General features: G+C 56.2%; 16 protein-coding genes, 1 pseudogene and 1 riboswitch. Of the genes and pseudogenes, 12 read left to right on the top strand and 5 right to left on the bottom strand.

Features of this window, described 5'->3' with window-relative positions:
• Positions 1-316 precede the first annotated feature (316 nt).
• Positions 317-772 carry a hypothetical protein gene (locus tag FIV03_RS30670; protein ID WP_062492122.1) on the top strand — a complete coding sequence of 152 codons (456 nt, stop codon included), beginning with the start codon at positions 317-319 and terminating at the stop codon, positions 770-772.
• Positions 773-775: 3 nt separating this feature from the next.
• Entirely contained in the window at positions 776-1,621 is an 846-nt protein-coding gene (locus FIV03_RS30665; protein WP_062492124.1) for a methyltransferase, read from the top strand.
• 775 nt (positions 1,622-2,396) lie between these two features.
• Here the strand turns inward: FIV03_RS30665 and thiC are convergent.
• Positions 2,397-4,205, bottom strand: coding sequence for a phosphomethylpyrimidine synthase ThiC (gene thiC / locus FIV03_RS30660; protein ID WP_152508056.1), 1,809 nt, complete (start codon positions 4,203-4,205; stop codon positions 2,397-2,399).
• Between the two features lie 91 nt (positions 4,206-4,296).
• Positions 4,297-4,422: riboswitch (TPP riboswitch) on the bottom strand.
• A gap of 269 nt (positions 4,423-4,691) precedes the next feature.
• On the opposite strand from thiC, the gene repA reads away from it, so the two are divergent.
• The 10 genes and pseudogenes from repA to FIV03_RS30615 all read left to right on the top strand — a co-directional run bounded on the left by repA (position 4,692) and on the right by FIV03_RS30615 (position 12,557).
• A complete protein-coding gene (repA, locus tag FIV03_RS30655; RefSeq protein WP_088665297.1) occupies positions 4,692-5,885 on the top strand; it encodes a plasmid partitioning protein RepA in 1,194 nt (397 codons plus the stop codon).
• 3 nt (positions 5,886-5,888) lie between these two features.
• Entirely contained in the window at positions 5,889-6,890 is a 1,002-nt protein-coding gene (gene repB / locus FIV03_RS30650) for a plasmid partitioning protein RepB (RefSeq protein WP_152508057.1), read from the top strand.
• A 223-nt stretch (positions 6,891-7,113) separates the two neighbouring features.
• Positions 7,114-8,370: a plasmid replication protein RepC gene (repC, locus tag FIV03_RS30645; protein ID WP_062492133.1), complete on the top strand. Its 1,257-nt coding sequence runs from the start codon at positions 7,114-7,116 to the stop codon at positions 8,368-8,370.
• A gap of 114 nt (positions 8,371-8,484) precedes the next feature.
• On the top strand, positions 8,485-8,727 hold the full coding sequence (locus tag FIV03_RS30640) for a type II toxin-antitoxin system Phd/YefM family antitoxin (RefSeq protein WP_082809967.1): 243 nt from the start codon (positions 8,485-8,487) through the stop codon (positions 8,725-8,727).
• The gene (locus FIV03_RS30635; RefSeq protein ID WP_062492135.1) at positions 8,724-9,131 is read left to right on the top strand and encodes a type II toxin-antitoxin system VapC family toxin; all 408 of its coding nucleotides are present in this window, start codon (positions 8,724-8,726) and stop codon (positions 9,129-9,131) included. Before FIV03_RS30640 ends, FIV03_RS30635 begins: the two co-directional genes overlap by 4 nt.
• A gap of 224 nt (positions 9,132-9,355) precedes the next feature.
• Positions 9,356-9,562, top strand: a complete 207-nt coding sequence (locus FIV03_RS30630) for an antitoxin VbhA family protein (RefSeq protein ID WP_062492137.1) — start codon at positions 9,356-9,358, stop codon at positions 9,560-9,562.
• 64 nt (positions 9,563-9,626) lie between these two features.
• Positions 9,627-10,517, top strand: a pseudogene (locus FIV03_RS31995) (Fic family protein); the annotation flags it as partial.
• Between the two features lie 96 nt (positions 10,518-10,613).
• On the top strand, positions 10,614-11,345 hold the full coding sequence (locus tag FIV03_RS31990; protein WP_228148177.1) for a BID domain-containing protein: 732 nt from the start codon (positions 10,614-10,616) through the stop codon (positions 11,343-11,345).
• A 275-nt stretch (positions 11,346-11,620) separates the two neighbouring features.
• The gene (locus FIV03_RS30620; protein WP_062492226.1) at positions 11,621-11,965 is read left to right on the top strand and encodes a DUF736 family protein; all 345 of its coding nucleotides are present in this window, start codon (positions 11,621-11,623) and stop codon (positions 11,963-11,965) included.
• A gap of 304 nt (positions 11,966-12,269) precedes the next feature.
• Positions 12,270-12,557: a hypothetical protein gene (locus FIV03_RS30615; protein WP_062492139.1), complete on the top strand. Its 288-nt coding sequence runs from the start codon at positions 12,270-12,272 to the stop codon at positions 12,555-12,557.
• A 157-nt stretch (positions 12,558-12,714) separates the two neighbouring features.
• On the opposite strand, the gene traG is transcribed toward FIV03_RS30615, so the two are convergent.
• From traG to FIV03_RS30595, 4 genes are all read right to left on the bottom strand, one after another.
• Positions 12,715-14,619, bottom strand: coding sequence for a Ti-type conjugative transfer system protein TraG (gene traG, locus FIV03_RS30610; protein WP_265733584.1), 1,905 nt, complete (start codon positions 14,617-14,619; stop codon positions 12,715-12,717).
• A complete protein-coding gene (traD, locus tag FIV03_RS30605) occupies positions 14,564-14,821 on the bottom strand; it encodes a conjugal transfer protein TraD (protein ID WP_062492143.1) in 258 nt (85 codons plus the stop codon). The genes traG and traD overlap by 56 nt, the downstream gene beginning before the upstream one ends.
• 46 nt (positions 14,822-14,867) lie before the next feature.
• Entirely contained in the window at positions 14,868-15,119 is a 252-nt protein-coding gene (locus FIV03_RS30600) for a TraC family protein (RefSeq protein WP_062492145.1), read from the bottom strand.
• A 311-nt stretch (positions 15,120-15,430) separates the two neighbouring features.
• Positions 15,431-16,573, bottom strand: coding sequence for a hypothetical protein (locus tag FIV03_RS30595; protein ID WP_152508066.1), 1,143 nt, complete (start codon positions 16,571-16,573; stop codon positions 15,431-15,433).
• Positions 16,574-16,777 lie beyond the last annotated feature (204 nt).

Below are 16,777 nucleotides of genomic sequence, written 5' to 3'. Positions count from 1 at the left end.
AGCGCTGCGAACCCTCGCAGAAAGGCAGCGGGAGAAGCCGGGAAATCAAGGATCGAAACAAGTGAAATTAGCACTTGAAATAGGTGGGGAGTCCCCTCCGTTTTTTCCCCTTGTCCCCCTCCCCCACACTCTCGCCGCCGAGGTCTCAGGAGCAGGAGCCGGGCTCCTGCCCTTTCGGGGACAGAACCCGCGTTCCACGGGAAGAAGGAGAGAAATAGATGTTTATCAAAGAATTCTGCGCGCTTGTCAGCGTGAGCCTGTTCAGCTTCGGGCTGGTCGCTTGCTGTGTCGGCCTCGCAGGTTGAGGGATCGCTCTATGACCAACAAATCCGAGTTCGTCACGGCCTATTTTTACGATGCCTTTTTCGGGGCAATGGCCAATATCTCCCTAAGCCGGGCAAACTACATTGCGGAAGTCAAACAGCGCATCAAGTGCAGCTTTTTCGATGTCGCCCGCCTCGATGACAATCACGATGTCTTCGTGGACGACAACGGCCTGACAGACGGTCTTCATACAATCGTTCGCCTCAAGGACTTTCCAAATCCGTTTGCCGGAAACCTTGTCATCGTGGGCAGGGATGAGCACGGAGACATTGCCGAGCCTCGCATGACCGTCGAGGAGATCGCGGAGCTGATCACGGTTTACCGGCCTGTGATGGATCCTGAATTGACCAACTTCGAAGGCCCGGACCTGATCGGAATCGGCCTGACAGGTTTGAATATTCGCATGGACAAGAGCGAACCCATCATCGTTGTAGATGGGGAGTTTTAAGCCATGGCGAAACTCACCAAATCGCAGCGCAAGGCCCACGCGGAGGCCGAGGCGGTCCTGACCAAGGATCGCTTGAGCGAAGACGAAAAAGACTTCGTGTTTCAGAACTGGCACGAAGGCGCGAACCACATCAACGGAGCATCCGGGGCGTTCTTTACGCCCTGGGGGCTGGCTGCAGACTTCTCCATCGATGCCGGGGGCGCTGGCAGCCGCGTCATCGATCTTTGCGCCGGGATCGGAATCCTGTCCTACTTCCTGCACCACCGCGCGAAATGGGCCGACAATTGCCCGGACCTGACATGCGTTGAGCTGAATCCCCGATATGTCGAGGTGGGCAGAAAGCTGCTGCCGGAGGCTCGTTGGATCTGCGCCGATGTCTTTGACTGGAGGGACTGGCAAAGGGAGCTTGGTGGAGAGCGTTTTGACGTGGCCGTGTCCAATCCGCCGTTCGGTGCCGTGAAGCGCGCCGGCAATGGACCGCGCTATCGTGGCCGCCAGTTTGAGTTTCACGTGATCGACATCGCGGCCGAACTGGCCAATCGGGGCGCATTCATCGTCCCGCAAGCGTCCGCCGCCTTCCGATATTCCGGCGCGCAATGCTTTCAGAGGGTTGAAACCGGTCCTGCGGCTGAATATCAGAAGTTGTCAGGGTTCCACATGTATGAAGGCGCGGGCGTCGATACCTCGATGTACAGGGACGATTGGAAGGATACCTCGATCATTTGCGAAATTGCCTGCTACGAGTTTGCCCAGGATCGCGCCCGGCAAGGTCAGGTGCAGGAGCGCCTAAGCGCCCTGCCGGTCCCGGTCGTCCCACTTCGCCCAGCCGAACAACTTGCGTTGCTGTGAGGGGAACCATGGGACCGATACGAAAAGTCAAAGTCTATGACATTGATTCCGGCCTCGGCGGCACGCACACAGTTTCCATAGTCGAAGAATTGCCGAACAATCGGATTAGCGTTCGAGTATGGTACGGCAGAGCGACGCCGACCGGTTGGGAAGCGTGGATTGAATGGGACGGTGCCACATTTGAGACAACGCACGACCAGTTAACGAACCCGAGAGTTTTAGCGCTCTACAAAGAGGAAACCTGATTCAGTTTTGAGCAGCAAAAGCAGCAGCGCAGAGCAAGCGGCGCGACCGGGCCGGATTGGCTAGCCCGGCTGAGGCAACAGCCTTGCTCTCAAACCGGAGGTAACGACGATGTGGCATTGGCCTATCAGCGTTACCCTTAAAGTGAAAAAGACCCGGACGACCTTGCAAATCGAAATCCGGGTCCAATTCATACTTTAGGGAAGGGGGCGGCGGGGAAACCTGCCATCCCACTCCGGACAAGAATATAAGTCAATTCTCTGAATTTTCCAAATGATGGATGTCAAACAGGCAATCGGATGTCCTCGCGACATCGGCCGGTAGTGTGCAAACGTGAAAAACGGCGGCCAAGCGTGACAAAACCGTGAAACGGTGCCGCAGGACCGCTCCCGGAATAGCTGAGCAAAGGCCTTTTATCAAAATACCGATTTTGGAGCCCATTCCGCTCGCCTACCGCATCGAGCGGTAGGCCATCGGGCGAAGGGAGCCCTAAACCCCTCCCCTCGAATCTCCCCTCCCCTCTGCGAATGAACTACAGATCCTTTGGCATGTAGAGATCGCCGCCAGCACGATATCTGACTGCCATCGCCTCCATGCCCTCTTGACGAGCAGCGTCGCGGATATCGTGGGAAATCCGCATGGAGCAGAATTTCGGACCGCACATGGAGCAGAAGTGCGCGACCTTGTGGGCTTCCTTCGGCAAGGTCTCGTCATGCATCGAACGGGCCGTTTCCGGATCGAGCGCGAGGTTGAACTGGTCCTCCCAGCGGAACTCGAAACGGGCGCGCGACAGGGCGTCGTCGCGGACCTTCGCTGCCGGATGACCCTTGGCGAGGTCGGCGGCATGGGCGGCGATCTTGTAGGTTATGACACCGGTCTTCACATCATTGCGGTCGGGAAGGCCGAGGTGTTCCTTCGGCGTGACGTAGCAGAGCATCGCCGTGCCGAACCAGCCAATCATCGCGGCACCGATGCCCGAGGTGATATGGTCGTAACCCGGCGCGATGTCGGTCGTCAGCGGTCCGAGCGTGTAGAACGGCGCCTCGCCGCAGACCGCAAGCTGCTTGTCCATGTTCTCCTTGATCTTGTGCATCGGCACATGACCAGGGCCTTCGATCATGACCTGGCAGTCTTTCGCCCAGGCGATCTTCGTCAGCTCTCCGAGCGTTTCCAGTTCGGCGAACTGCGCTGCGTCGTTGGCGTCGGCAATCGAGCCCGGACGCAAGCCGTCACCAAGTGAAAAGGAAACGTCGTAGGCACGGCAAATGTCGCAGATCTCCTCGAAATGCTCGTAAAGGAAGCTCTCCTTGTGATGATGCAGGCACCACTTGGCCATAATCGAACCGCCGCGCGATACGATGCCGGTAACGCGGTTGACGGTGAGCGGAATGTAGGAGAGCCGGACACCGGCATGGATGGTGAAATAGTCGACGCCCTGTTCGGCCTGCTCGATCAGCGTGTCGCGGAAGACTTCCCAGGTAAGGTCCTCGGCAATGCCGCCAACCTTTTCCAGCGCCTGGTAGAGCGGCACCGAGCCGATCGGAACCGGCGAATTCCGGATGATCCATTCACGAATGTTGTGGATGTTGCGCCCGGTCGATAGGTCCATGACGGTGTCGGCGCCCCAGCGAGTCGCCCAGACCATTTTCTCGACTTCCTCCGCCATCGACGAGGTGACGGCAGAGTTGCCGATATTGGCGTTGATCTTCACCAGGAAGTTCCGGCCAATGATCATCGGCTCCGCTTCCGGATGGTTGATATTGGCTGGGATGATCGCGCGCCCGCGGGCGACTTCCTCGCGGACGAAGTCCGGTGTAACAAAATCCGGGATCGCCGCGCCGAAGCTCTCTCCATCACGGGGAAGCTTTTCGTTTGCAGCCTTGCGACCAAGGTTTTCCCGGATGGCGATGAATTCCATCTCTGGCGTGATGATGCCGGCGCGGGCATAGGCGATCTGGGTGACGGTCTTGCCGTCTTTGGCGCGGCGCGGTTTCTGCAGGTTAGGGAATTGCAGTGTCAGGCGCTCGCCGGTGGCAAAGCCGTTGTCTTCCGGCTTGACCATGCGGCCCTCATATTCCTCCGTGTCACCGCGGGCGGCGATCCACTCGGCGCGAAGGCGCGGCAGTCCCATTTCAATATCGATCGCCTGGGTCGGGTCGGTATAGGGACCGGAGGCATCATAGACCGTGACGGGCGGTTCGCCGGCGGCCGGATGGACTGCGATCTCGCGCACTGGTACGCGGATATCGGGATGAATTTCGCCCGGCTTGTAAACCTTTGTAGAGGCAGGCAGCGGCCCCTTGGTGATTTCGGGCGTAATAGTCTTGGTGGCAATGTTCATTCTGAGGCTCCAATCTTTCAAGTTGGAGACCCAGTTCGAAGCCGGAATGATGGAAAGACGCCATGACGCTCCGGATTCTGGGCAACGTCGTACTGCAGCGCTTGCACCGTCCCTACGCCAGTATGAACTGGATCAGGTTCAACGGGTCACTGCGCTGCCATCAATCAACGGCCCAGCAGTATCTCAGCCCCTTGCCGGGGCACCCCTGGTAACGTTGCCATCGGCCATCATCCACGTGCGTTTGTCAATACAGAGATGCTTGGCTCGACGAGGAAGTGCTGTCACTTTGGCGGCAAAAGGTTGAAGGAAATGTGCCGGGTGACTCCAAAAAGTTGTCCGCGGACAACAATGCGAAGTTCTTGTCGAAACTAGGCTGAAAAATGCACTTGGTTAAGCGTTTGTAAATTGGTAACGAATCGGAGCATATTGTAACAGCGCAGTTTGAGGCGTAGTTTTCAAAAATGCGCAGTTCGAGGATTTTTCGAGATGGACACCAATCTTCTGGTTGAAGGTGCTGCTGAACACCTGCCAACGACACTTTCGGCGGACGCGAATGAGCTCGCTCATCAATTGCAGATACATCAACGAAAAATCTTTCCACCTGCTTCTCAAAAGACTATCCGAAGATTTTCGCCTGCAGAAGCAGCTAAATTGATTGGCATTAAGGAAGGCTATTTACGTCAGGTCGCCGCTGATGGGCATGGCCCCGAACCAAACGAGAACGGTAGGCGCACATATTCTGTCGAGGACATGGATCATATACGTCAGGTCTTGGACGAGAAAAATGGCACGCCAAAATATGTGCCGATCCGTCGGGGAGATGAAAAGCTTCAGGTTATCACTGTAATGAACTTCAAAGGTGGTTCCGGAAAAACCACCACATCTGCTCATTTGGCTCAGTTCTTGGCGTTGCGTGGATACCGCGTTTTAACAATTGACCTTGATCCACAAGCATCATTGTCAGCGATGTTCGGACATCAACCCGAACTAGATGTCGACGAGGGAGAAACGCTTTACGGTGCTATCCGTTATGAAGACCCTCGAGCCTTAAGCGAAATCATTCGATCCACATATACGCCAAACCTCCATATTGTTCCAGGCAATCTTGAATTGATGGAATTCGAGCATGAAACGCCCAAAGCAATGTCTGAAGGACGTTCAGCGTCCATGTTTTTCGCCCGAATAGGGGAGGTGCTGACAAGCGTTGAAAGCTATTACGACGTTGTAGTCATTGATTGCCCACCTCAGCTTGGCTTTCTAACGATGTCGGCCTTAAGTGCGGCCACAGGAGTATTGATCACCGTACATCCACAGATGTTGGACGTTATGTCTATGTCCCAATTTCTTTCTATGACAGCTGAATTGATGAGTGTTGTCGAAAAGGCCGGAGGGCGTACCAGCTATGATTGGATGCGTTACTTGGTTACTCGCTTCGAACCAAACGATGGACCACAAAGCCAGATGACCGGGTTTATGCGTTCAATATTTGGAAATCGCATGCTTCAACATGCGATGCTTAAATCTACTGCTATTTCTGATGCCGGTGTTACCAAGCAAACTTTGTATGAAGTCGAAAGAAGCCAATTTGTGCGCGGTACTTATGATCGCGCAATGGAATCTATGTCTCTCGTGAACCAGGAAATCGAAGACCTCTTAAACGTGACTTGGGGACGGAGGTAAGGGATGGCACGCAAAGACCTGATCAGTTTTTCGTCGGACGAGGATGGTGAAATCCAAGGGGATCCAAATAAATCGGATCGCCCACTGGCGGGCATCACGCCAAATAGACGGTCAAGTTCACCGGTTGGAGGCATCGCAAAAACTCTTGGCTCACTCTCAAGTCAGATGGACCGTGCTAGTGAATTAGAACGGCAACTGTTGGAAGGACAAAAGGTCGTTGAACTGGATCCCTCTCAAATAGACGATTCATTTGTTCGCGACCGTTTGGAAGCGGACCCGGAAGTCGAGAGGGACTTTGTTCAACAAATCGATGAGCACGGGCAATTAGTACCAATCCTTGTTCGTCCAAACCCGGCTCAAAAGGGTCGCATGCAGGTGGCATTCGGCCATCGTAGACTTCGGGCGGCCAGAAGCCTCAATCGAAAGGTCAAGGCTGTCGTTCGGGAGTTGAACGATGAGCAACTGGTCGTTCTTCAAGGGCAGGAAAACAGTGCCAGAACCAATCTTTCCTATATAGAACGTGCGTTGTTTGCAGCGCGATTGGAAGACCAAAAGTTCAAGCGGAATGTCATTATATCTGCGCTCAAAGTGGACAGAGCGGCTGTATCAAAAATGATCAAGCTGATCAGAGAATTGCCCGTCGAATTGATTGTTGCGATTGGCGCCGCTCCTGGTACAGGGCGACGAAAATGGATGGAACTTGCTGAGTTAGCAAAATTGGTTGATTGGAAGCCACTTCGAGAAATGTTGTCCGCGGACAACATCGCAGAGCTGACTTCGGACGAGCGTTTCGAATTCGTGCTTCGCAGCGCGAAGAAAGCAATAAAGCCGAAAAAACCAAAGATGGTGGTCCAACATGTTGAGCACGTACCGGTGACGATCAGATCGACCAAAAGCGGCACTACGTTCACCGTAAATGGAGCTAAAGCTCCAGGATTCGATGAGTTTTTGAAGGCTCAACTGAACAGTCTCTATGCGGATTACATGAAAGAGAGGGGGGAGTAAATGAGGCTCTAAACGAAAGAACCCGCCACAAGGGCGGGTCCAAACTTGAGATAAGCACGAGTGCCTATGCTCTATGTGTAGCAGCTAAAATCATAGAATCACTTGTAGCGCAACGCAAGTTCTGTCTTTGAGCAGAGCACGATTTCTTGCGTCTTTTTGCTTGTCTCGCATCTGAACACTCAGTGTCCGGTCGCGTTTATGCGCTTCCGGCAAAGGAGGACTTATGTCTTCGTCTCAGCAGATTGCGAGTTTTCGCAAGGTGTCTGCCGGGATCCTTGCGAGCGCGCATCTGGCGTCCCAGGAGGATCGGCCGAAGGTCACCAAAAAGGAAATCTCCCTGGTTCTGAAACGCGTCGCGCCGGCGCTTGGTATTGATGGCACGGCCTACCATGTCCTGGATATTCTCCTGGGCCTCGTCCAGGCGGACGACTTCCAGACAGGGAAACGGCCGGTGGTGGCGATCTCAAATCAACGGCTCGCCGAATACACACGGCGCACCACACGCACCGTCACCCGCTGCCTGAAGAAGCTCGTCGAAGCCGGAGTGCTTGCCTATCGGGACAGCCCGACTGGGCGCCGTTATATGTACCGCGGTTCAGACGGAGATTTCGCGCAGGCCTACGGGCTCGACTTCACGCCTGCATGCTTCAACTTGGAAGCCTTCAAGGCTCAGGCGGATGCGTTCCAGCGCCGGATTAAGGCAGAGCAGGAAGCCAAGCGGGCCGTCACGCGCTTTTCACGGGCGATCGCCGACGTGGTCGAATTGGAGCCTGCGGAGTTTCACGGCTTTGCAGCACGGGCCCATTCAGTTGTGAACCGGGATGAACTGACTGTCGTGGAAAAGGCGGGGATCCTGGAAACGATCTACACGGAAATTCTGGCTCTCCATGACGCCCACTCGTTGGAAATAAAGGATAAATTGTCATCCGCGGGTGACATTGATGTCAGCCCTTTATCTATTACAACCCAAACCGACTCTCTTAGAAGTAATTCTCAGCGGACTTGCTCTAACGAGCAAGACACTAAGTTTCCTTCTGACAACGGCTTCGCCGTTGAAATGGCTCTTGAAAAAGAGCCTTGCGGCGGTCGCTCGGAAACACAACGGCCGAAATCGCAAGCGGGCAGGGCAGGACCAAGCAAATTACCCGAAACCAACCTGGATGGCGTTTCCATAGGACTCATCCAGTCGGCATGTTCATCGGTACAGGCAGAAACCGGGATCAACTTGAACAGTTGGCCAGCCCTTTGTGGAGCTGCTGAACAGTTGCGCCTGCTGATCGGCCTAAGTCCAGCCGGATATCAGCTCGCTGTCGAGCGGCAAGGCAGATATCTGGCCGCGGCCTGCCTTGTGGTTGTCGCAGAGAAGGCGCTGCGGGATCCGGAGCACATTGCTTCGCCCGGCGGGTATTTCCGCGCCATGATTGACAGGGCAGGGGAGGGCAAACTCCACCTTCACAAGTCTCTGCATGGGCTGGTGTGAGGCGGTGGACGCGCGGACCGGGCGGCGAAAACTTGCGCTGACCACACGATAGACTTGGAAATCGATGAAGAAAATGCTATCTAGCTAGATAGCTAGCCAGTTAGTGAGGGCGAGATGATTTCTCTTCAAGATGCAAAGAACAGATTCAGCGCTGTGGTTGAAGCCGCAATGGCTGGCCGGCCTCAGGAAGTGTCCCGCAGAGGCAAACCAGCTGTCGTCGTTATTTCCTCGGAAGAGTATCGCCGGCTTCTCAGAGAAGCGAAGGGGCGGCGCGAGAGCTTTGCAGACCATGTCCTCAGCTTCCCGGGAGAGGGCATTGAGCGATCAAAGGTAACGCCCCGGGATGTCGAATTTTGATCTATGTTCTGGATACAAACGTGATTACTGCCGCAAGGCGTGCGGAAAGAGCGCCCAAGGTCGCTGCCTGGTTGTCGGATAAGCCGGAGGAAACGCTCTATGTGAGCGTTGTCACGCTTGGCGAAATTGAAAGAGGAATCCGGCTTCAGGAACGGCGGAATATGGATTTTGCCAAGCATCTTCGTCAGTGGTTGGACCGGACGGTTTCAATGTTTGGAGACCGGTTGTTGGAGTTTACCGCATCAGATGCCTTATGTTGGGGTGAGCTCTCCGCGAGAATTGGTCACAACGGCGCTGATCTGATGATTGCTGCTCAGGCTTTGACCCGTAACGGATGGGTCGTTACCGGGAACGCGTCTGATTTTGAACCGACAGGCGTGCAACTTGTCGATCCATTCGTTTGATTGGAAGTCTTGATTGCCAGATCCGCGTTCGGTGACGAAATCCGGGATAAGCTTTGCCGATCGCTCGCTTGCAAGGCCGGACCTTCGGTAGATGAACGGCAAACACGCTCGGCATTCGCCTTCGACAGCCAAAAATGCTATTATAGGTTAGAGAGTTAGGAACTTTTCCCGGTTCAGGCTCTCTATGGCGTCAGTTGCTAGGTCCGTAGTTTGGAGACTACCCCATGAACGTTCATTCCTCCCGTCCAGATCGTTCCCCGGAAGCCGTGGAACAGCGCCGCAGAGCCATTGAGCAAGCCACCGCAGCGAACAAACGGCAGGGCTATGTTCATGATCCGGTTCTGGAAAACGCCAACGCTCGCTATGTCGCCGGCGACATAACGATTGAAGAGCACCGCGCCGAGATGATGGCCCGCTTTCAAAAGTCCTGAATTCCCTTCAGAGAAGGTCCAGGCCGCCCCGGAATGGGCGGCTTATTTTTGTGAGGAATTCTGTTTGAGCAACGAACAAAAAGGCTCTTACACCTATCCGGACGTTCCAGGGGATCCGGAGCGCTCAGGCGTCCTGCGGAACAAGTTGAACCTCAGAACCCGAAGTGATCTGACGACCGCCGAATACGCGCTAACGACCTCGCGGATGGCAGAAGTCGTTCAAGGCCGTGGCCCCTCGGGCAACTTCGACGCTGCTCACTTAAAAGCCATACACCGCTTCATTTTTCAGGATGTCTACGAGTGGGCAGGGCATACCCGGAACGAATGCCCTGTCATTGATGGCGAGCGCGTTGAGCCGATCGGCGTCATATCGAAAGGCGGAACGTCCTTTTTGCACGGTTCCCGTCTGGAATTGGGCTTGAACGAAGCCTTGAAGCCGATTCAAGACCAGAGTGTCATGAAATCGGCCACCCCGGAAGAATTCGCCAGACGGGCGGCCCTGGCGCTGTCGGAGCTCAACTACGTTCACCCCTTTCGGGAAGGCAATGGCCGCGCCCAGGAAGCCTTCATTACGATGCTCGGTCAGCACTATGGCCGCGAGGTGGATTTATCCGTCATCACCAAGGCACGCATGATCGAGGCCTCCATCGAGACGACCCACGATCCGAAAAGCCCGTTGATGCAACATCTCCTCGAGGACTCCCTAAATCCCAATCGGCGGGAGGCCATCCGGGGCGCACTCTCGGATCTGGAACGGCTTGGAGAGAACCCGTTCGACTACAATGTACGCGCATCCCGTCCAGGCGAAACCCTGACCGGTCAAATCCTGGGACACAGCGACCGCGTTGCCAGCCTGTTGACCGAAAAGGGCATCGTCGCGCTGGACCGGGCGGACCTTCCTGTCAGGTTGCCGGCAGGCGATGCAGAAATCACGATCACGGTCCAATCGGATTTTTCCATTCTGGGCCAGCCGCCGGCACAGAATGCCGAACGTGTTCTTAGCTCCACCAAGGAGCGCCTTGAATCTCTCGTTTATGAAGCCGCCGGCGTCATGGTGCCGGAAAAGGTGCTCAGCCCCGAGGTGACGAGAGAGGAGCTGCAGGACCGGCTTGCGGTTTCAAAAGCTGCCATCAAATCGACCGAGAGCCTGGAGCGCCATCTCAAGGTCGTCTTCGCGGATCCTCAAAAGGTTATCAATCGGGTGAAAGACGCCGCAGAACTGGGCAAACTTGGCGATGCCTCGCTGGCTTATGAATTGAAGGACGGTCCCGAGAAATTCGGCAAACTCGCAGGGCGAGGCGGCATAACTTCCAGCCGCGAAGAGCGGCTTGCGCGCCGGAATGCCCTTGCCGGTACCGTGAACCTGCGTGCCATCGTGGAAACCCACATCAACGTGGTGCACGGGATCCGCAAGACGATGGCCCAGGAGCGCCGCGCCGTTGTCGACCAGGCGCGGGTTGAGGTCAGCGCGCCAAGCCAATCGCTGATGAAAGCCATTCAGGAAACCATGCCGTTGACCGAGGCGCACAAGGCCGAGCTCCGGCAGGTGATGGCCACGCTGGAAAAACGCTTCGGCACGGACTTGAGGGAGATCCGTGCGCACATGAAGCCTGAAAGGCATGCGGAGCTCTCCCAGAAACACGGCCTCGATCCCAAACAGATAGAGCGGGTGAAGAGCACCTTGAAAGTGCTGGACAAGGGGCAGGTTCGTGTTCGACAGGAAGCCCGCAAGCTGGAACAAGCGAAGTCGGCGGAGCGAGGCAAGGGCGGGCCAGTCCGCTAGCCAGGCGAAACAGATTGCGGAGAGGGCAGGGGGCCGGTCATCTTCCGGTTCCCATTGGAGCTATCCGAATATGCCGACGATTGGACAATACGGCCTTGAGCTCGTCCTCAACCTTGGGCGCAAAGAATTTCCCCGCCGGTTCCCGGCTCCTCGCTACCCAAATTCTTCCCGCCCTGCGGTCCTGCACTGGCGTTGCGGTCCCTTCGGGGTGCGGCCCGCGCTCTTGGCGGCCGTTCTTTTTGTCCATCGGCAATTCGAACAAAAGGAACCGGAAGATGACCGACAACCTCACCAACTACATCCAGTTCGCCGGTGACAAGCTCACAGGCAACATTGCAACTCTGGCCTTCGACGTCGATGTGACCGGCGAAGCCTTGCACAGCGACAACGAGAAAGCCCCCAAGTTCCGGCTCTATGCCAAGAGCCCAGCCGGCAAGCGCATCGATATCGGTGGCATCTGGGAGCGAAACAACGCCAACGGCGATCCGTACTTTTCGCTCACCATCAACACGGGCCACTCGAAGTTCTACGCGAACCTCGGCCGGTATCCGGATCAGGATGACGATGCACTTCAGGCCGTCATTCCGAATGACTATCTGAACAGCGATCGCCGGGGTTAATCCCCCGGCCTTCGGGCCGATGAAAGGCCCAATTGATCTCCGGGCTTCGCCCTGCGCGCTCCGCTTGCCGATGAGGCATCACCCAGCCGGGAGGTTTATGCTTCTTCTGTGAAAGCCCATCGTACTCCAACTCCTCACGAGTAAAGGATGAGCGGTTCCCCCAATTTTCACGCGGCCACGCTGCGCGCGTCCACGAGAAAATCGGCTCCCCCACTCACCGGCTCCGCCGGCCGCTGCGCGGTCCTTGACTCCCTCGTCGTGCAGAAGTGGGGACCTTTCGTCAGAAAAACGAAAGGACAAATCAATGATCAATCAAGTCAACACCATCGACGGCGGCAGTGCAGCTTACTGGGCCGAGCTCCGCGAGGCTTATCAAGTGATCGCCAGCGTGCAGTTTCGACTAGACGCTCTTAAAACGGAACCGCAGTACTGCGGATTTGTCGATGCTTACGGCGAACAGGAAGTCTTTGAAAACGTTGAACCGTGGGATCGTCTAGCCGCCGCTCAAGAGGCACTGAAGGCCAACCCGCGCGCCCTTGCCATTCTGGAGGCGTCAGGCCGGACAGCCGCATTTCTCGATATTGGCTTTTGAAACGTTCAATCGCGAGAGGGCGAAAGCCCTCTCGCAGTCTTCATCATGGTGACAGCCTGGCGCGCATCGAGCGCGCCAGACCGTCTTGGTAGGGTATCGCCGAACTTCTATCCCCAGGGACCTACCCCGATAGGACGTTTGATAATCCTGCTTTTCATCAGTTCTTCGCCTGGCTTGAGTTGCCAAACCGGGACGCGCCGACTTTCTCGGTCATGTCGTTCCGTCGGAAGAACATGGCCCGGCCGCAACGCAGTGGTTCGTTGCCGCTGGTGAAGATGATCTGTTCGTCGGATCGCATTTGCAGAACTTCATGCGGCTGGATGAGAGGACGCTGAGAGAGCTGGCGGGACCGGTTACGGGTGACATGACCACCGCGCGAGGAGCGGCTGACCTGTTCCACCTCGATTGTCGTCATGCCGCAGCGGTCGGAAATGTACCGGGCCGTGTCCGGATCGTTGATCGCGGAGAAGGAGACCCAGGACGCGGATTCGAACCACTTGGACGTGGCATCTTTCCCGCCGAAGGCTTCCCGCATCTGTCCGAGAGACTGAAATAGCATCAAGAGCGAGATGCAGTATTTGCGACCGGCATCACGGGCCGTCTCGATGATGCGCATGTAGCCGAGGCGCGCAGCCTCATCCAGCATGAAGAGCACCCGGCCGTTGACGTTGCCGTCCCGGTTATAGACAGCCTTCAAGAACGCACCGATGATCACACGGGCCATGCCGGGATGATTTTCCAGAGTGGACAGATCGATGTTGAGAAAGATCGTCGTCCGACCGTTGGTAATCGTATCCGTTCCAAACGTGTTGCCGGATACCAGCGCCGCATAGTTGTCATAGGAAAGCCAGTGCGTTTCCTTGGCCGCGGTCGCATAGACGCCCGAGAAGGTCTGAGGCGTCATGTTGATGAACGGACCGACAAGCTCTTTCACGAACTCGGTCGGAGCCGTGTCGTGGATGTCGGCCAGGAACTCTTTCAGGTTCTCCTCCGGTTTCGTCAGAATGCTCCGCACGGCGCGCAGCGACCGACTTCCCGTGGCGTTCTCTTGATCGGAAAAGACCACATGCGCGATTACGCTGGTAATGAGCTGTTCCGCATTGGTGCGGAAGAAGTCATCGGCGCCGGATGCAAGCCGCGGCTTTTCCGACATGAGCCAGGCCGCGACCGTCGCAATGTCCTCTTCGATTGACGAGCCGAACTGTCCGACCCAATCGAGGACATTGAAACCGACGTCAGATTCCTTTGGATCGAGACAGATAACCTTCTGTCCCATCGCGCTGCGGCTCTCAGATACCATCGGCGCTATCTCTGTCGATGGATCGAGGACGACCATCGAACCAGGATATTTAAGGCAGGTCGGAATGACTACCGATGTCGTCTTGTAGCCGCCCGATCCGGCAAAGACGATGCCGTGGGTTGATCCAAACCCCTGATCGAATGCAACGAGGGGAGCCTTGCCGCCTTTGCCCCAGGTCTCCTTATGGCGCGGATCGAAATTGACCTCCGTCACGCTATCCTTATCGACCCGGTAGCGCTCACCCAGGACAATTCCGCCTTGCTCCGGAAAGATCCTTGCAGCCATCGCGTTGTCCATCCAGTCGCTTTCGCCATGGATGGCCCGTCGGCCGGAAACGCGTTTCGGCCGATTGACGCCGAACGCCGTGTTTCCTTTCAGGCCGACCTTCAATCCGAACAGGCCGACGAAGAGCGCGCCGGTTGCACCACTGAGCGAATAGAGATCGGCATATTGCAGGATTGTCCCAGGCTGCACCTGAGACGAAAATGAATTCAGCCGCAGCACCTCATGGAGCGCCGCGATGGTGAACACCATCAGGCCGCCGATGAGTACGCCCACGCCAGCCCAGCTAACGTCGAGGCTGCCGCGCGCTGAAAAGAGAACAATGAGACCGAGGCCGGCAGCGACGAGGGAGGGGAGGGTGAGCCCGATCCTGCCGAGCATCATGTAGGCTTTTTGATTTGTGGCGAGCGCGGCCATCTTCGTCTCAATCCCGCTCAAGCCCCACACCGCCGCCAGCATGAGGGCTATCGGGATCAGCATCAACATTGCCCTTTTGACTGTCATCCTTGAACGCCGCCTTTCCGATCGCGCGCCATCTGTCGCGCTGATTTGTATCGCCAAGCTGTTTCGCGGCATCGGTGAGGATGCCGAGAAGGATGGCCTTGTCGGTTTCGCGAAGTCCGGCTTTGACGATGAGGCCGCCGAGCTGGATCTTCTCTCTTGCGTCTTTCTTGCGGTCCATGAACCGAGCCCGCTTTATCCGATTTTCGAGAGTTCGGAATTGCCCCTCAATTTTGCGGAGCCGGAGTGTGAGCTTGTGGAGTGGCCGGGTTTTGAAATCGGGCAGCAACATCTTTCAGAGCTTTGGAGAGCTCTGCCTCGTCAATGTCGAGATCGGCCAGGCCGCTCTCCATGACGAGCTTGGCAACGCGCTCGGACTGCTTCTTGAGCACTTCCTTTTTGCGCTGCTGCAGTTTCGCAATCTGTGCTTCGATGTCGTCGATCTGTTCGGAGGCGGTTTTGGCAGTGCGTGGAGCCATGAAATAATCCTCTTCAAGTGAATGGTTGCCGGTGCGGCATGGTTCGCTCTTAACGGGTCGGGGACTCCGTGTCGAGACGGGTTGCAGCGGGAGCCGTTCGTTCAACCCATGCGGAGTCCGCTCAGGTAAAAAGAGATGGGCCTATCGGTTTCGAAATGCGGGTTTTGAGGATCTGGTTTTCCAGCCCGAAGGGCCGCAGTCCGGTTTTGAGGAAAACCGGACGGAGCGGGCGGAGGCTTGAACGCGCTCCCCATCAAGCGCCGAAGAGAAAGCCGTAGCCTGTGGTAAACCAGATCCGGGCGGGAGGTCGGTTAGACAGTCAACCAATCCGGAAGAGGCAACGATTTTTGAAATTCGCTCTCTTTGGAAAAGCGCCAGTTGACGCCGAGCAGACCGGTGATGCGATCCGATATGAGATCCTGGAGACGGCCGTCATCAAGCATATTGACTTTCGCCTTTCTGACTACAAGTTCCCAATTGCGAACCAGCCTTAGATCAAGATCCCAAGTGATCGCAGATCGCCGTTGCCAGATCTTTTGAACGATACGGGAATAGGCGGCAGTCTGTTCGCCCGTCCAGCGGTTTGCCCAGGCAATGCGCTCCCACACTTCGTCAGACTGGCCGTGCGCATCAGCGCGACACGGATGAAACATCCGGTGACAAGCCTTGCATAAGGAAAGCAACGCTACGAGAGTTTGAACGCCGCGCGTATCCGATACAGCGTCGCGGCGTTTCGGAGTGTGATACTCCCACAGCTCATGACACTCGATTGATTGGGGCTTGTCACCGCAGACCTGACAACAGCCGCCGCTTCGCGCGGTAGCCTCAAGCCGCAACGCGTTCCAGCTCCCTTGCGTAAGGATGTTTGCGAGGGATGCGCCGAAGGAGGTTTCGGGGATCATGTCAATCATGAGTGGCTGGATTTCGCTTTTGGCGAAGAGCGGCAAGAAGAGATCCAGCTCGGCAGGGATCTTATCGACCTTCCTCAGATCGATGAGAGCGCTTTCATTCTCTACCTGCGCTCCCGCCTCCTGGGCGTCGGCTTGTTCCGTCGTCCGGATGGGCAGATTGATTTCCAGTGTTTCCGCTCCCCACGTGCCGGGAAAGAGCGCAATCGATCCATTCGGCAAAGGACGTTTGGTGAAATAGTGAAGCGGGAAGCTGTCAGGCAAATCGTCGTGGCTGACCTTAAAGCCCATCGCATTCTGAAGCCTGACCCTCTCCAGTGAAAAAGAGCGTGTTTCGGTCTTCAGTGTCGAGGCCGCCTTTGGGTTGGCTTCGACTTTTGGAGCTTGTCGTTCAGAGGTGGGGGCGGGTGGAGTGACCTGTGTTTGCGCTTTTCTGCGAATGAGCCAGCCAAACATGTTTGGAAATGCCTTTTTCAGAAAATGAGCTTCGCGACTTGAAACCGAAGAGATGGGCTTGCGCCCAGCCGCCGCATGGCGGCTGCTCATTAAGAGGACTGCTTTCAAGCAGAACTTACCAATGCGCACTTATAGGATTGTGGATACAATCCCGGTATGCTAAGCGTCAAGTGTCTTCGCAACTCTGTCGCGAAGTTTGACGCCAGGCCCTTGAAATGAATTTCAGAGGCTTGGCTGTTCGCTTCGCTCGCTTCAACCCGCCACCGTTCGCCCCCATCATCGCCGCCCGCAGGT

This window comes from Labrenzia sp. THAF187b, assembly GCF_009363375.1.
In the GTDB taxonomy this organism is placed as follows: domain Bacteria; phylum Pseudomonadota; class Alphaproteobacteria; order Rhizobiales; family Stappiaceae; genus Roseibium; species Roseibium algicola.
The sequence above is the reverse complement of the archived record's forward strand: the minus strand, read 5'-3'. Positions and strand labels throughout refer to the sequence as shown.

Coding starts and splice junctions, on each gene's coding strand:
- FIV03_RS30670 (WP_062492122.1), top strand. CDS start 317: ATGACCAACAAATCCGAGTTCGTCACGGCCTATTTTTACGATGCCTTT.
- FIV03_RS30665 (WP_062492124.1), top strand. CDS start 776: ATGGCGAAACTCACCAAATCGCAGCGCAAGGCCCACGCGGAGGCCGAG.
- thiC (WP_152508056.1), bottom strand. CDS start 4,205: ATGAACATTGCCACCAAGACTATTACGCCCGAAATCACCAAGGGGCCG.
- repA (WP_088665297.1), top strand. CDS start 4,692: ATGGACACCAATCTTCTGGTTGAAGGTGCTGCTGAACACCTGCCAACG.
- repB (WP_152508057.1), top strand. CDS start 5,889: ATGGCACGCAAAGACCTGATCAGTTTTTCGTCGGACGAGGATGGTGAA.
- repC (WP_062492133.1), top strand. CDS start 7,114: ATGTCTTCGTCTCAGCAGATTGCGAGTTTTCGCAAGGTGTCTGCCGGG.
- FIV03_RS30640 (WP_082809967.1), top strand. CDS start 8,485: ATGATTTCTCTTCAAGATGCAAAGAACAGATTCAGCGCTGTGGTTGAA.
- FIV03_RS30630 (WP_062492137.1), top strand. CDS start 9,356: ATGAACGTTCATTCCTCCCGTCCAGATCGTTCCCCGGAAGCCGTGGAA.
- FIV03_RS31990 (WP_228148177.1), top strand. CDS start 10,614: ATGGTGCCGGAAAAGGTGCTCAGCCCCGAGGTGACGAGAGAGGAGCTG.
- FIV03_RS30620 (WP_062492226.1), top strand. CDS start 11,621: ATGACCGACAACCTCACCAACTACATCCAGTTCGCCGGTGACAAGCTC.
- FIV03_RS30615 (WP_062492139.1), top strand. CDS start 12,270: ATGATCAATCAAGTCAACACCATCGACGGCGGCAGTGCAGCTTACTGG.
- traG (WP_265733584.1), bottom strand. CDS start 14,619: ATGCTGATCCCGATAGCCCTCATGCTGGCGGCGGTGTGGGGCTTGAGC.
- traD (WP_062492143.1), bottom strand. CDS start 14,821: ATGGACCGCAAGAAAGACGCAAGAGAGAAGATCCAGCTCGGCGGCCTC.
- FIV03_RS30600 (WP_062492145.1), bottom strand. CDS start 15,119: ATGGCTCCACGCACTGCCAAAACCGCCTCCGAACAGATCGACGACATC.
- FIV03_RS30595 (WP_152508066.1), bottom strand. CDS start 16,573: ATGAGCAGCCGCCATGCGGCGGCTGGGCGCAAGCCCATCTCTTCGGTT.